The sequence below is a fragment of the Lentzea sp. NPDC058436 genome (assembly GCF_042721515.1).
Taxonomy (GTDB): domain Bacteria; phylum Actinomycetota; class Actinomycetes; order Mycobacteriales; family Pseudonocardiaceae; genus Lentzea.
Genome location: NZ_JBHXLF010000004.1, coordinates 211,742 through 226,124, shown reverse-complemented (window position 1 = coordinate 226,124; position 14,383 = coordinate 211,742). Strand labels below are relative to the sequence as shown.

Annotated in this window: 11 protein-coding genes; 6 read left to right on the top strand and 5 right to left on the bottom strand. The window is 70.3% G+C overall.

Annotated elements, in window-relative coordinates; genetic code table 11:
• The first annotated feature begins 25 nt into the window (after positions 1-25).
• Both ACFWN2_RS19620 and ACFWN2_RS19615 read left to right on the top strand, forming a co-directional pair.
• A complete protein-coding gene (locus tag ACFWN2_RS19620) occupies positions 26-3,001 on the top strand; it encodes a DEAD/DEAH box helicase (protein WP_382429104.1) in 2,976 nt (991 codons plus the stop codon).
• Positions 2,994-3,830: an SWIM zinc finger family protein gene (locus tag ACFWN2_RS19615; protein WP_382429102.1), complete on the top strand. Its 837-nt coding sequence runs from the start codon at positions 2,994-2,996 to the stop codon at positions 3,828-3,830. The genes ACFWN2_RS19620 and ACFWN2_RS19615 overlap by 8 nt, the downstream gene beginning before the upstream one ends.
• On the opposite strand, the gene ACFWN2_RS19610 is transcribed toward ACFWN2_RS19615, so the two are convergent.
• The 4 genes from ACFWN2_RS19610 to ACFWN2_RS19595 form a co-directional block, all read right to left on the bottom strand.
• Positions 3,831-6,011, bottom strand: coding sequence for an esterase-like activity of phytase family protein (locus ACFWN2_RS19610; protein WP_382429100.1), 2,181 nt, complete (start codon positions 6,009-6,011; stop codon positions 3,831-3,833).
• A gap of 832 nt (positions 6,012-6,843) precedes the next feature.
• Positions 6,844-7,116: a GlsB/YeaQ/YmgE family stress response membrane protein gene (locus ACFWN2_RS19605; protein WP_382429098.1), complete on the bottom strand. Its 273-nt coding sequence runs from the start codon at positions 7,114-7,116 to the stop codon at positions 6,844-6,846.
• 64 nt (positions 7,117-7,180) lie between these two features.
• Positions 7,181-7,663 carry a hypothetical protein gene (locus tag ACFWN2_RS19600; RefSeq protein ID WP_382429096.1) on the bottom strand — a complete coding sequence of 161 codons (483 nt, stop codon included), beginning with the start codon at positions 7,661-7,663 and terminating at the stop codon, positions 7,181-7,183.
• A 75-nt stretch (positions 7,664-7,738) separates the two neighbouring features.
• A complete protein-coding gene (locus ACFWN2_RS19595; RefSeq protein ID WP_382429094.1) occupies positions 7,739-8,815 on the bottom strand; it encodes a DUF2786 domain-containing protein in 1,077 nt (358 codons plus the stop codon).
• A gap of 62 nt (positions 8,816-8,877) precedes the next feature.
• On the opposite strand from ACFWN2_RS19595, the gene folP reads away from it, so the two are divergent.
• The 3 genes from folP to ACFWN2_RS19580 are packed head-to-tail and all read left to right on the top strand — an operon-like array spanning position 8,878 to position 10,988.
• Positions 8,878-9,702, top strand: a complete 825-nt coding sequence (gene folP, locus ACFWN2_RS19590) for a dihydropteroate synthase (protein WP_382429092.1) — start codon at positions 8,878-8,880, stop codon at positions 9,700-9,702.
• Between the two features lie 14 nt (positions 9,703-9,716).
• Positions 9,717-10,655: a hypothetical protein gene (locus ACFWN2_RS19585; protein ID WP_382429090.1), complete on the top strand. Its 939-nt coding sequence runs from the start codon at positions 9,717-9,719 to the stop codon at positions 10,653-10,655.
• Between the two features lie 48 nt (positions 10,656-10,703).
• Positions 10,704-10,988, top strand: a complete 285-nt coding sequence (locus tag ACFWN2_RS19580; RefSeq protein ID WP_382429088.1) for a hypothetical protein — start codon at positions 10,704-10,706, stop codon at positions 10,986-10,988.
• Here the strand turns inward: ACFWN2_RS19580 and ACFWN2_RS19575 are convergent.
• Positions 10,945-11,997, bottom strand: a complete 1,053-nt coding sequence (locus tag ACFWN2_RS19575) for a cytochrome P450 (protein ID WP_382429086.1) — start codon at positions 11,995-11,997, stop codon at positions 10,945-10,947. The two genes, ACFWN2_RS19580 and ACFWN2_RS19575, sit on opposite strands and share 44 nt — an antisense overlap.
• A gap of 84 nt (positions 11,998-12,081) precedes the next feature.
• Between ACFWN2_RS19575 and ACFWN2_RS19570 the strand changes: the two genes are divergently transcribed.
• Positions 12,082-14,358, top strand: coding sequence for a LuxR C-terminal-related transcriptional regulator (locus ACFWN2_RS19570; RefSeq protein WP_382429084.1), 2,277 nt, complete (start codon positions 12,082-12,084; stop codon positions 14,356-14,358).
• Positions 14,359-14,383 lie beyond the last annotated feature (25 nt).

The following is a 14,383-nucleotide window of genomic DNA, read 5'->3' as shown; positions in this document are numbered from 1 at the left end:
CAATGTGAGCACATAGGGTTCAAAGGTGCTCGTACTGCATGGCCTCTGCACGACCGACGGCGTTCTCGCGCTGTGGGCCGAGGACTCCGTGCTGCCCGCACGCAGCGAGAGCGCCCGTCGGGACGCACCGCATCCGTTCGCGGCGTCGGCCGAGTCGCTGGCCGCCGCACTCGGGCAGGAACCGCTCAAAACGACCACGCGGGCGTTGCTGCTGCCGTCGTTCGCGTCGGGTCCGATGGCGTCTCCCGAACTGGTGCGCGACCCGCTGACGGCGGGGCGGGCGCCGCGCGGCAAGGTGCAGCTGCGGCAGTGGGGCGTGCCCACGATCCGGTTCACGAGCAGGCCGGAGCTCGACGCCGAGGTGCGGTTGAGCGACTCCGCGCGGTTCGTGTTCGACGTGGCGGGGTTCGCGGCCGACCTGGTCGACCGCGGCCGCGTGCTGCCCTCGGTCGCGCCGGAGCGGGCCGTCGCGCGGTGGGCGCCGGTGCTGTCGGGCACGGACTCGGCGCGGTTCGCGGCGCTGCAGACCGCGATGCCGCCCGCCTGCCGGTGCGAGGAGATCGTCAGCGACCCGGCGGAACTGGTGCGCGCGGCACTCACGAACGCCGTCGACGAGCAGGTGCGCGGCCGGTTGAGCGGCACGGCTCTCGCCCCGAGGCGACGCGGCCGCGAGACGACGGCCGAGGCGTGGCTCGCCGCGCTCACCGGCGAGCCCGCGTTCGACGCGGACCCGGTCGAGCTCTACGAACTGCGCGAGCGACTGGACCGCTGGCGTGACAGCGCGGGCGACGAGAGCCCGGTGCGCACGTGCTTCCGGCTGCGTTCGCCCGAGCAGCGCGACGCGGAGGAGTGGGCCGTCGAGTTCCTGCTGCAGGCCGTCGACGAGCCGAGCGTCCTCGTGCCCGCGCACCAGGTCTGGTTCGCCGACGACGGTGTGCTGAGGCGCTGGATCCCCGCGCCGCAGGAACACCTGCTGGCCGACCTCGGCCGTGCCAGCAAGCTGCACCCCGACCTCGACGAGGCGTTGCGCGGCTCGCACCCGGCCGAGATGGAGGTCGGCGCGGAGGGCGCGTACCGGTTCCTGCAGGCGGCTCCCGTGCTGGCGCAGGCGGGATTCGGTGTGCTGCTCCCGTCGTGGTGGCAGCAGACGACGAAGCTGGGTCTGAAGCTCACCACGAAGAGCCGTGGCACGGCCGGAACCGTCGCCAAGGAGAGCGAGATCGGCCTGAAGTCCATTGTGGACTACAAGTGGGAGCTCGCCCTCGGCGAGGACTCGCTCACCGACGCCGAGCTCGCCGAACTGGCCAAGGCGAAGGTGCCGCTGGTCAAGGTGCGTGGCCAGTGGGTCCAGGTGGACCAGAAGCGACTCGCGGCCGGCCTCGCGTTCCTCAAGCGCGGTGGCGGGCAGATGACTGCCGCCGAGGTGATGCTCCACAGTGGACTCACGGAGGAGGACGAGAGCCTGCCGCTCCCGCTGATGGCGGTCGAGGCCGACGGCTGGCTCGGCGACCTGCTGTCCGGCAGGGCCGACGAACAGCTCGAACCCGTTGAGCCACCGCCGAACTTCGGCGCGCAGCTGCGTCCGTACCAGCAGGGTGGCCTGGCCTGGCTCGCGTTTCTCGACAAGATCGGCCTGGGCGCCTGCCTCGCCGACGACATGGGCCTCGGCAAGACCGTTCAGCTGCTGGCACTGGAGGCGCTGAACCGCGCTCACGGCAAGCGCCCGCCCACGTTGCTGATCTGCCCGATGTCGGTCGTCGGCAACTGGCAGCGCGAAGCGGCGCGGTTCACCCCGGAGCTGAAGGTGCACGTGCACCACGGTGCCGACCGCCTGGACGGCGACGCGTTGCGCGAAGCCGTGGAGAGCAACGACCTGATCCTCACCACCTACGCGCTGGCCTCCCGCGACGCCGACGCGTTGAGCGACCTCACCTTCGACCGCGTGGTGCTCGACGAGGCGCAGAACATCAAGAACAGCGCCACCCGCCAGTCCCAGGCCGTGCGCCAGCTCAAGGCGCGTCACCGAGTCGCGCTGACCGGCACGCCCGTCGAGAACCGCCTCGCCGAACTCTGGTCGATCATGGACTTCGCCAACCCCGGCGTGCTCGGCACGGTCAACACGTTCCGCGCGCGCTTCGCCGTCCCGGTGGAGCGCCACAACGACCAGGACGCGGCCGCCCGCCTGCGCAAGATCACGAACCCGTTCGTGCTGCGCCGCGTGAAGACCGATCCGCGCATCATCAGCGACCTGCCGGACAAGGTCGAGATGCGTCAGCTGTGCAACCTGACGACCGAGCAGGCCTCGCTCTACCAGGCCGTCGTCAACGACATGCTGGAGAAGATCGAGGACGCGGAAGGCATCGGCCGCAAGGGACTCGTGCTCGCGACCATGTCGAAGCTCAAGCAGGTCTGCAACCACCCGGCCCACTTCCTCGGTGACGGCTCCCGCGTGGCGGGCCGCTCCGGCAAGCTCGCGCGCCTGGAGGAGGTGCTGGAGGAAGTGCTCGCCGAGGGCGACAAGGCGTTGTGCTTCACGCAGTTCACCGAGTTCGGCAGCATGCTCGTGCCCTACCTGGCCGCGCGCTTCGACACCGAGGTGATGTTCCTGCACGGCGGCACGAACAAGGCCACTCGCGACCGCATGGTCGAGCGGTTCCAGGACAGGAAGGGCCCGTCGCTCTTCCTGTTGTCGCTCAAGGCAGGCGGCACCGGGCTCAACCTCACCGCCGCGAACCACGTGATCCACCTGGACCGGTGGTGGAACCCCGCCGTCGAGGACCAGGCGACCGACCGCGCGTTCCGCATCGGCCAGCAGCGCAACGTGCAGGTGCGCAAGTTCGTCTGCATCGGCACGCTGGAGGAGCGCATCGACGCCATGATCGAGGAGAAGCGCGCCCTGGCCCAGCTCGTGGTCGGCGCCGGCGAGAACTGGCTCACCGACCTGTCCACCGAGCAGCTGCGGGACCTGCTGACGCTGTCCGGGGAGGCCGTCGGTGAGTGAGCACTGGTCCGGCGAACGCCCTCGCTACGGCAAGACCATCAAGGTGGACAACGGGATCAAGGCGGTGAGCAAGCGCGGCGACATCGGCGCCACCTGGTGGTCGCGGCGGTTCATCGAGGTGCTGGAGTCGTTCGGCATGGGCGGCCGGCTGACCCGCGGCCGCAACTACGCGCGGCAGGGCCAGGTTCTGTCGTTGTCGCTGTCGACGAGCATGGTCATCGCCCTGGTGCAGGGCTCGCGGCCCACGCCGTACAAGACGCGGATCGCGATCAAGTCGTTCACCGGCCAGGAGTGGCAGCGCATCGAGCACGCACTGGCCGGCAAGGCCCTGTACGCGGCGAAACTGCTGGCCGGCGAGATGCCGTCCGACATCGAGAGCCTGTTCGCGTCGCTCGGTCTGCAGCTCTTCCCCGCGACGCAGCGCGAACTGACGATGGACTGCACGTGCCCGGACTGGGAGGTGCCGTGCAAGCACCTCGCCGCCACCTGCTACCTGCTGGCCGAGTCGTTCGACAACGACCCGTTCGAGATCCTCGCCTGGCGCGGACGCGGACGGGAGGACCTGCTCGAACGCCTCCGCGCCCTGCGTGGCACGGCGCGCAACGCCGTGGCCCGCGAGGAGGCGCCGCCGCTGACGAGGTGCCTGGACACGTTCTGGCAGAAGCAGAGCGCGACGAGCCTGAGCCTCGGCGACCCGACCGCGGTGGTGCGCGCGGACGCGGTGCTGGACCAGCTCGACGCCGTGCCGATCACGGTGGGCCGGGCGTCGCTGGTGGAGCTGCTGCGCCCGGCCTACCTCTCCCTGCCGCCGGGTGACCGGCCCGTGTGATCAGATCCGGCCGAGGCGCAGGAACACCGACTCGCCGGGAGCGTCCTCCAGCCCGTCGTTGTCCACCACGCCGACCAGCCGCCGGAACGGGCCGCTGCCGACCACGGCGAGGCCTTCCGGCTTGTCGTGCGTGGTGGCGCCGTCCGCCTTCAGCGCGGGAACGAGGTCCTGCGCCAGTTTCTTGGTGACCACCGGCTTCTCGGCGCCCGCCGCGACCGGCCTGAGGTCGCTGATGTCGACGCGGTAGACCTTCTTGGTCTTGGCGAGGTCACCGCGCTGGTTGTCGCGTTCGAGGACCAGCAGCGTGCGGTCGTTCAGCGCCGTGATCTCGGACAGCCCGATCCACGCACCGGCCTGCGGGGCGTCGAGCGGGTACGCCGCGAACGCCCATTCGCCCGTCGCCGGGGTGAAGCGGGCGAGCGTGGCCTGGCCGGGCTTGTCGGCCTTCCACTCGCGTTGGACGGCGAGCCACACCTGCTCCGACTTGCCACTGCCGGTCACGGTGACGCCCTCGAACCCGTTGCTGGTGGCGGTCTTCGCGACCGCCTCGGGCAGTGGGACCTCCCTGACGACGGCGCCGTTCGCGGCGACCTCCACGAGCAGGTTCGGCTTCTGCTTGCCGTCGCCCTCCACCGCGATCCAGTAACCGCTCCTGCGCGCGGCGATGCCCTCGCCGTCGTACCCGACGGGCTTGCCGTCCTTGGTCAGCGTCAGCTCCTTGCGGATGCGCGCAGGTGCCGCCGCGGTGTCGATCGTCAGGATCCGCGTCGGGTCGTAGGCGGCGTCCGTGACGGCGACGACGTTGCGGTGGTCACCCGGAACGCCGGATAGCCCTGACAGCGCACCGAACCCGATGCCGTCCGACACGATCGACGGCGTGCCCTGGTTGTGCGCCAGCGACAACGCCAGCGGCGTGCGGGTCAGCCGGTACCCGCTCAGCGACGAGCGGATGCCGTCCTCGGCCGAGTCCTCCTCCGCCGCGACGACGAGCGTGCCGGTCGCGGGGATCGGCAGCAGACCCTCCGGCGCGACACCGGTGGGCAAGGCCTGCAGGAAACGCGGCCTGCGCGGGTTGTTCACGTCGTACACCGCGACGAGGTTGGCGCGCTCCAGCCCGACGAACGCGTACCTGTCCCGCCCGAACGTCGCGACCGCCAGACCCTCCGGCTCGACACCCTTGTTGTCCGACCGGCCGTCCGGGTACTGACCCTGCTCGACCGCGATCCGCTGGAGCTCGTCGCCCGAGGAGAACACGACCCTGCCGGAGTCGGCGTCGAAGACGGTCCACGTGCGCGAGCCACCGAGGTAGTCGCCCTCGTCGGCGGTGCCGAGCGTGTGGTCGTCCAGCCACGCGACGGCGTCGGGTTCACGTGCCGCGGTGATGGTCTCGGTGGGCTCGTACCTCCCGTCGTCCTTCGTGTCGGTGTTCTTGACCGTGGCCGTGCCCGCGGAGAAGTGCTTGACCACGGTGCCGGACCTGAGGTCCACGATCGCGATGTGGTTGTTCTCCTGCAGCGTCACGGCCACCTGGTTGCGGCCGTTGATGCTGACGTACTCCGGTTCGGGATCGGTCGGCGCGACCTCCGCGATCCCGGTCAGCTCGACCTTGCGCAGCTTCCACTGCGCCGGCTTCTGCCCGGCCAGGTCGACGATGGTCAGGAACCCCGCCGGCGCCTGCGGGATCGCGCCCTCGTTGACGTCCTCGTCGCGCTCGTTCTCGATCGCGATGGCCGCGTACCGGCCGTCCTTCGAGATGTCGATCGAGTCGGGCTGCCCGCCCAGCTCGTGGCTCGCGACGATCGCGCGCCTGCCGAGGTCGACCACCACCAGCACACCCGACGGCTCGGTGTACGACTTCGAGGTGTTGACCGCGACCAGCGCCAACCCGCCGACGATGTCGACCGACGTCGGCTCACCGGGCATGGCCAGCACACCGTCCGGCGTGAGCGTCCGCCCCGGCTTGGCGAACCCGATCCGGCGCGCGGGTGAGTCGGTGTAGACGACGAGCCTGCCGTCCGCGGTGGCGGCCGCGATCTCCGCGGCCGTGTGCTGGCCGGCGTCGCTGTTGCGGAACACCGGCATCGTGTCGAACCGCTGGAACCGCGACGGGCTCGACGCCTGGGCCGGGGCGGCCGACACGAGCAACACCAAGGCCACCAGGCCTGTGCACAACCGGACCACTGGTCCTCCTCAACAGCATCGGAGGCGCGCATTGTGGCCGACGGAGTGGGCCGCCGGATGAACGGTTGCTGATCATCTGGGGTGGGGCGGGTGGAGGGTGGGCCGGATTTGGTTGTGGGGGAGGGGGATCGGGCTCGGGTGGGCCTCCTTTCAGGCAGGGCCGCGTAGGGGGAGGGGAACGGTGGTCGGGGTGGGCGTCCTTTCCGTGGTGCCGTAGGTGAGGCGAGGTTGGGGTGAGACGTGCGGGTTGTGCCCGGCGCGGGTACGCGGGAGGAGTTGGACGGCACCTCGTCGGCGGCGTGGTGGGGTCACCGGTAGGGGCGGCCGGGCTTCAGACGCCGACCTCATCGCTGGTGTGCCGGCACCGTGGGACCTGTGGGTGTTGGGCTTGTGTGTTCGGGCGGTGCGGCAGCACGACTGCGCGGCCGGAGGCGTCGGCGGTTCGTCGGATGCGGTGGCGACCACAGGGCTGCCCAGGGCTGGGGTTCGCGCGCGTTCGAGCGCGGAACGGCAGCGGTCTCGGGCAGACACGGGTGAGAGGGAGCAGGGCAGCGCGGCTGGCTGCTCGACGGACGCCGAGGCTGCGGCATGTGGTGGCGGCATGTGGTGGCGGCGCCGGGGTTCGCGCGTTCAGGCGCGGCACGGCAGCGCGGCTCGGGTGATGGGTGGCCGCGTGCGGGATCGCGGTGGCGGCCGGTGACTGGCCGCCGGGCCCGTTGGGTGCCGTGCGGTCCGGGCGCGGTTGCGCGCGGAGGGCGTAGCGGCTCGGGCGGTTGGCGGCGGGTGGGTGGGGTGGAGGGTGGGCGGCGCTGGGGCCGCCCCTGCCCGGAGGTCAGTGGGGGAGCTTGTGCCTGGAGCGGTTGGACAGCAGGGTCACGCCGGCGCCGGCGAGGCCTACCTGCAGGGCCAGTTCGATCCAGTCGATGCCCGGGGTGTCGGCCACGCCCAGGACCGTGGCGGCCGCGGTGCCCAGCAGGGCGGCGACGATGCCTACGAGGATGGTCGCGAGCAGCGACACGTGTTGCCTGCCCGGCATCACCAGGCGGCCCAGGCCGCCGATGATCGCTCCGAAGAGCAGCGCGGTGAACAAGCCGCCGATTTCCACTGTGTACCCCCTGAGTTCCTGGTTCTTGCCACTCCAGGATCTGCTGGGCGCTGGGGTTGGCGAATCAGGTCTTTCCCTGAGCGGTCCCTGAGTTTCCCCCTAGCAGGACGGCGGCTGTGGCGGAGAGCTCGCGGCCCGGTACGTCCGGGTCGCAGCCCACGCGCGCCAGGCGGGCGCGGATGGCGGTGGGGGAGCGCTCCATCTCGTCGGCCAGGGACCTGATCAGCTTCGGGGAGTCGGACTCGGACGGGGTGAGCCAGGTGGTGCGCAGCGCGGTGTCCAGGGCTTCGGTCCAGGGCTGGTTGGCGTTGGCGTGGCGGGTCGGGCGGCCGCGCAGGCGCGTGTGGGCGCCCAGGACGCGCGAGAGGAGCTTGCCCACCGTGGCGCCGCCCTCGACCGGCAGGCGGAGGCGGCCGTCCGCGATCACCTCGCCGGAGTCGAGCGACCCCAGCAGGTCGAGCACCATCGATTCGTCGGAGTCGGTCGTCGCGCTCAGCCGGTAGTGGACCTCGCCGAGCTTGACCTCGTTGTGGAAGGTGGATGTCATGGGGTCGACGTTAGGGATGGGGTCTGACGGTTTTTCCGGGGTTGGCCCCCGGAACGCCTTGTGATGGGGGCGGGTTCACTCGAAGGGGTGGCCTGACGTCACGGCGCTCCTGCCGGTGCCGATGTCGGCCGCGTCCGCCGCCCTGCGGCCCGCACCCCACCCGGCAGCCGAACGCACCGTCACGCGTGAGGTCCGCGTGCGCGTGAACATCTCCTCGAACAGCGTGTCCACGGCTTTCTTGCGGTCCGCCAGCACCGGCAGCAGCCGCTCGTCCGACGCGATCGGGTCGTCCGGGGAGTCCGGCACGGCCGTCATCGCCTCCAGCCGCTCGCCGATCCGCGACGCGTAGGCCACCAGGAACGACTTCCGGAACGGCCGCGAGCGCGCCTCGCTGCCCTTCCCCGCGTGCCCGCCCACGGCGACCATCGCCCGTGTCGCCTGCACGAGCAGGGACGTCGACAGCAGTTCCACGCTCTCCAGGTCCACCTCGTCACCGACCAGCGCGACGAACCCGAACCCGTCGTACGCGACCGCCCGCGACCGGAACGCCTCCGCCACCACGTGCACGAGCTGCGACTTCTCCTTGAAGTAGCTCTTGTCGAGCCACATCCGCCGCGACGTCGCCTGCGCGGGCAGGTCGGCGTCGAGCATCGCCCGCTCCAGCGCGTGCCGGTTCATCAGCTCCTGCGCCTTGGCCGACAGCGCCTCCGCCTCCTCGGGGAACGCCGTCGACTCCGCCTTCGCGAGCAGTCCGCGCACCCGGTTGAGCACCTTCGGGTCGAGTCCCGCGCGCACGGCCGACATCAGCGCGTCACCCGGCAACGGCAGGATCTGCGGCAACGACGGCAGGCGCCCGAGGAACTTCAGCAGCTCGGTGGCCGTGCGCTCGGCGTACGACCGCGTCTCGATGTGCCGCGTCGCCCACGCCTCCAGCAGCGGCCCCTCCCACCACACCGAGGCGCCGATCTCGTCCAGCTGACGCTGCCACCGCGGGTGCACCGTCGACGCGACGTGCGGCGAACAGGACAAAGCGATCACGTCCACCACGAGAGAGGCGGCCGACTCGTCGAGCGAACGCGCCACGATCTCGCGCACGTCGTACGGCAGCCAGCCGCGCTGCCAGAGCGCGTCGACCGCTTTCACCAGTTCCACGCCACGCAGTATGAGACGTCCGCCATGTGCGAAGGTCGGGGACCACCTGGTAGACACGGGATGTGATCGAGCTCCAGTTCCGCGGCCGGACCGTCGTCCGCGACCACGCGCTGGTGATGGCGATCATCAACCGCACCCCCGACTCGTTCTACGACAGGGGCGCCACCTACGCCGAGGACGTGGCCATGGAGGCCGTGCACCGCGTCGTGGCCGAGGGCGCGGACATCGTGGACATCGGCGGCGTCAAGGCGGGCCCCGGCGATCTGGTCGACGCGAGCGAGGAAGTGCGTCGCGTCGTGCCGTTCATCACGCGCGTGCGCGAGGCGTACCCGGATCTGATCATCAGCAGCGACACCTGGCGCGCGGACGTCGGCAGGCTCGTCTGCGAGGCCGGCGCCGACCTCCTCAACGACACGTGGGCGGGCGCGGATCCCCAACTGGCCGAGGTCGCCGCGGAGTACGGCGCCGGCTACGTCTGTTCCCACACCGGCGGTGCGGTGCCCCGCACGCGTCCGCATAGGGTGAGCTACCCGAACCTCGTCGCGGACGTCATCGCGGAGACGACGACGCGCGCGGAGAGGGTGGTCTCGCTCGGTGTGCCTCGCAAGAGCGTGCTGATCGACCCCACACACGACTTCGGCAAGAACACGTGGCACAGCCTCGCGCTGGTGCGGCACACGGACGCGTTGGTCGCGACCGGGTGGCCGGTGCTGATGGCTCTGTCCAACAAGGACTTCGTCGGGGAGACCCTCGGCGTGGAACTGCACGAGCGCGTCGAGGGCACCCTCGTCGCGACCGTGATCGCGGCGTTGGCGGGCGCCGCGGTCTTTCGCGCGCACGAGGTGGCGCGCACCAGACGAGTACTCGAGTCCGTCGCTCGACTGTGAGCTGGAGGTATCAGGTGGACGACGTCTTCGCCCGGTTTTCGGACGACCGGTGGGACGACTTCCTCGACGAACTCGACAAGATCCGCGTGAGCGTGGTGGATCCCGCGGAACGGCAGCAGACCAAGGCGACCGCGCGTCGCGACGCTCGCGAGGCGGCCGGCCAGCCGCTGCTCGTGCGGATGGCCCTCGCGGACCACTACCTGAACCTGCTCGCCATCGGCGTGTGGGCGGGCGACGAGAGCTGGCGCGCAGATCTGCGTGACCTGGTCATCTCTCTCGTGCCGCAGGACGACGAGTCACGCGACGACGCGCTGCTGAGCTCCGTCATCGCCGTGGCGCTCGCACAGCTGCTGCAGGACGCACGGCTGCGCGGCGGTTCCGAGGCCGATGTCATCGCACGGTCGGCGTGGGAGAAGGCCCAGGAGTGGGCCGCCTACGCGGAGGACCGGCACGTGGAACGGCTCCTGCACCACTCCACGGAGGCCGGTGCGCGCGTCGCCACGGCCTCGGAGGTCCAGGAGGTCGTCGAGCTCGCCACGGCCGCGGCGGACGACGACCACGCCGAGACGATCGCGGCGCTGGAGACCGAGGGCTTCACCGCCGAGTTCATGAACGGCGTGTGGGTCGTGGAGGGCGAGTTCCGCAACGCCGTGCGTGCCGCTGCGCGCGCCATCACGCTCACGGGCCACGGCTGTGTCCTTGCGCGCAACATCCGGTCGTCCGCCGTGATGCTGTGGCAGGAGAACACGCTCGCCATGGCGGACTCGAAGGTGCCGCGCTGGCGCGTCTACCCGATCCTCGCGCCCGTCACGCCGCAATCGAAGTTTTCGGGTGGTGAAGGCCTGCCGTTCACCCGCGAGACACACCCGTTGGCACCCGCACCGGAAGTCGTGCGCCGGTTGGCGGACGCCGTAGGTGTCAACGTGTCCCATCTGCTGGCTGCATTGCGGTGAAAGGGTGATCTTTGCCTTTCCGCTACCTCGACTCGTTATCTTGGTGTCATGCCCAGATTTGCCGAGTTCGATGTGGAAGGCCTGCGAAAATCCAGCGCAGTCGCGGACTTTCCCTGGTCAGAGACGTGGGTCACGTTGATCCGCGTTGATGCCAAGGGAGTTGTCCGGCAAGCCAGGTCGTTGACCGAGAAAGCTTCTTTGCTGACCGTCGCGTCGGACAAGGACCTCGTCATCGCGTCCTGTCCGGAGATTTACGCGGTCGACGACCTGTCGGCCGCCCGTGCCGCCGTCAAGGCTTCGGTCGCACGCGAAATGATGCCAAGCCTCGGATGAACGACTCCCGCCACTCGGGCTCAGCGGCGAGCACGAGTTCCGGGAAACGACGGAGGAGCGTCCCGAACGCGATCTCACCCTCGATGCGAGCGAGCCGCGCCCCCACGCAGTAGTGGATCCCGTGACCGAACGCGACGTGTGGGTCTCTGCCCAGCTGCAACACGTCGGGCTCGGAATACCGGGACGGATCCCGGTTCGCCGCTCCCAGTGAGACGGTGACCTGCGAAGATCTTGGAATCGTGACCCCTCCGATCACCGCGTCGGACGTAGCGACACGAGACACCCCCCACGCGAGCGGACCGTCGAGGCGCAGGAACTCCTCGACGGCCTCCGGAACCAGGATCGGATCGTCGATCAAGGCCTGCTTCACGGCGGGGTGGCGCAGCAGCGCGAGCAGGCCGTTGCCGATGAGGTGCGCGGTGGTCTCGTGCCCCGCTGTGATGAGCAACACGAGGGTGTTCACGAGGTCGGGCTCGTCGCGGAGCTCGGTGATGACGTCGTCACCGGGCTCCTTGGTCGCCAGCAGGCGCTGCACGTAGGTGGCGAACCTGCCGTAGGCCTCGGCCATGGTCGCCAGGTTCACGAGGTCCGCGCTGAGCGCGCGGACCTCGTCCCTGTCCCCTTCGGGCACACCTAGAAGTTCACAGATGACGGTGATGGGCAGCGGGTAGGCGAACGTCTCGATGACGTCCACCTCCTCCGCGCCCTGCCACGCGTCGAGCAGCTCGTTGGCGATCTCCTCGATGCGCGGCCGTAGCGCCTCCATGCGCCGTGTGCTGAACGCGCGCGCGACGGGTTTGCGCAACTGCGTGTGCTCCGGCGGGTCGGAGTGGTTCAGCATCCCGCTGGGGACGATGGTGCTGCTCAGGGCCGGGTGGCTGAGCGCCTGGACGACGTCGTCGTGGCGGCTGATCATCCACGACGTCTGGCCGTCCGGGGTCTCGACCTGTGAGGGCCCCCGCTTGCGCCACACGTCGAAGTACGGGCTCGGATCGGTGTAGAAGCTCATGCCGTCATCGTGGTGTTCGCGCTGCTCAGGGGCATGAGTAGGTGATCACCCATGTCTTCGGCGGCGATCCCCTAGCCTGGTCGGATGGGGTGGCCGTTCGTGGGGAGGGACGCCGAGCTCGCCGCGGTCCGTCGTGCGGTGCGCGGCGCCGGGCTGATCGTGGCGGGTCCTGCCGGCGTGGGCAAGACGCGGCTGCTGGACGAGGTCACGTGCGAGGTCCGGCTGCGTGCGACCGCGGCGATGTCGGAGATCCCGCTGGGCGTGATGGCGCCCTTCCTGCCGTTGGCTGACCTCTCGCCGTTGGCGATGTTGACCGCCGCACGGACCGCGCTGCGCGGTCGAGTCGTGGTGGTCGACGACGTCCATCTGCTCGACGACGCGTCGGCGGGCCTGCTGCACCAGCTCGTGCACCACCGCGAAGCCGTGGTGGTCGCGACGCTCCGCTCGGGTGAACGCGCTCCCGAACCTGTGGTGGCGCTCTGGAAGGACGAACTGCTGCCGCGCATCGAGCTCGGTCCGCTCGGCCGCACCGCGGTGGTCGAGGTGCTGGAGACCGTGCTCGGCGGAGTGCTGGACAGCGTCACGGCCGATCGGCTGTGGACGGCGTCGGCCGGGAACATGTTGCTGCTGCGAGAGATGCACTTCGCCGCGCAGTGGGTGACGCACGGCGGTGTGTGGTCGTTGGACGGCCCGCTGCCGTTGTCACCACGGCTCGTGGAGCTGATCGAGGCCCACCTGGCCGCGGTGCCCGCCGAAGAGCGCCGCGTGCTGGAACTGCTCGCGTTCGGTGAGCCGCTGGACCTGGCCGCGTCGGAGGCGTTGGACGGCCTCGTGACCGTGACGGACGACGGGCTGAGGCTCGCGCATCCGTTGTACGGCGAGGTGTTGCGCGCGCAGTGCCCTCCTCTGCGCAAGCGCAACCATCAGCGTCACCTGGCTTCGTTGCTCGACGATCCGTTGCGTGTGGCCGTGCTGCGTCTGGACAGCGGAACGGCGGACGATCCCGCGCTGCTCTTGACGGCCGCGAACATCGCCAGCGCCACAGGCGGCGTCGTCCTGGCAGAACGTCTCGCACGCGCCGCATGGTCGATCGGTGGTGGTGTGCAGGCCGCACGGCTGCTGGCGTTCGTGCTGCTGTTCACGGACCGTCCGGAGGAGGCAGAGGAAGTCTTCGCGATGGTCGCGACCGACGACGACCCGATCGAGGTGCGCACGATGCGCGCCATGAACCTGGGCTGGGGCCTCGGGCGCAGCGACGAAGCCGCGGAGATGGACGTGATGCCGGCGGCACGGGCGGTGCTGCTGTTCTTCGCAGGCAAGTACGACGAGGCTCGTGCACTGCTCTCGGAGTCCGATCCGGCCGAGGCGTCGATCCTCGCGATGATCGACGTGGTGCAGGGCCAGTACACGGGGCCGTTCCCGGTCGTCCCGCCGAAGCCCGAGGTCGGGCCGGGTGCCGAGATGAACGAGTTCTCCGAGGTGTTCGTGCACTTCTTGCACGGTGATCTGGCCCGTGCGGAACGTCTGGCCGTGCGGGCGCTTCGGGAGAAGGCCGAGTGGGACTCCATGAGGTCGGTTTGGGGCGTGTCGTGCGCGGGACTGGCGCGGGCAGGCGGACGGCTGCTCGAAGCCCGGAGGCTGCTCCGGGAGTCGCGGCCGGCTCAGCCGTTCGTGCGGCTCTGCGAGCTCGCGCAGGTGGAGGCGTTGTTGGGCAACGACGCGCGTGAGGTGCTCGCCGAGGCGGAGAAGCTCGTGCCGCAGGGGATGCGCGTGTACCGGCACGGGCTGTGGGCGGCGCGGATCTGGGCGGGCGGTGCGTCACCTTTGGACGGTGCGGCGGAGGTACGCGCGCACGGTGAGTTCGCGGCAGAAGCCCTTCTTCTGCACGATGCCGTGCGTCTCGGGCGTGCGGCTGAAGTCGTGGAACGGTTGCGCGAGCTCGCGTCCAGCACCACGGGCTTGTTGGTGCCGGTGTTCGCCGCACATGCGGAAGCCTTGGTGCGCAACGACTCCGCGGAACTGGAGGCGGTGGCCGCCCGGTTCGAGGAGGCCGGGTTCATGCTGTTCGCGGCCGAAGCCGCCGCGGAGTCGGGCAACCGCGCGCTGGCCGGCCGCCTGATCGCGTTGTGCGAGGGTGCGAGAACACCGGCGTTGGCAACGTTGACTCCACTCACGCCCCGTGAGCGCGAAGTGGCCGTGCTGGCCGCACGGGGACTGACGAACAAAGAGATCGCGTCGTCGTTGGTGATCTCGGTGCGGACCGTGGACAACCACTTGTCCAACACCTACGCCAAGCTCGGCATCACGACCCGCGGCGAGCTGGCGTTGGTCCTAACGGATGACGCGGGCGCACGGGGATAACGCGCGGCACCGGTCCGGACGACAT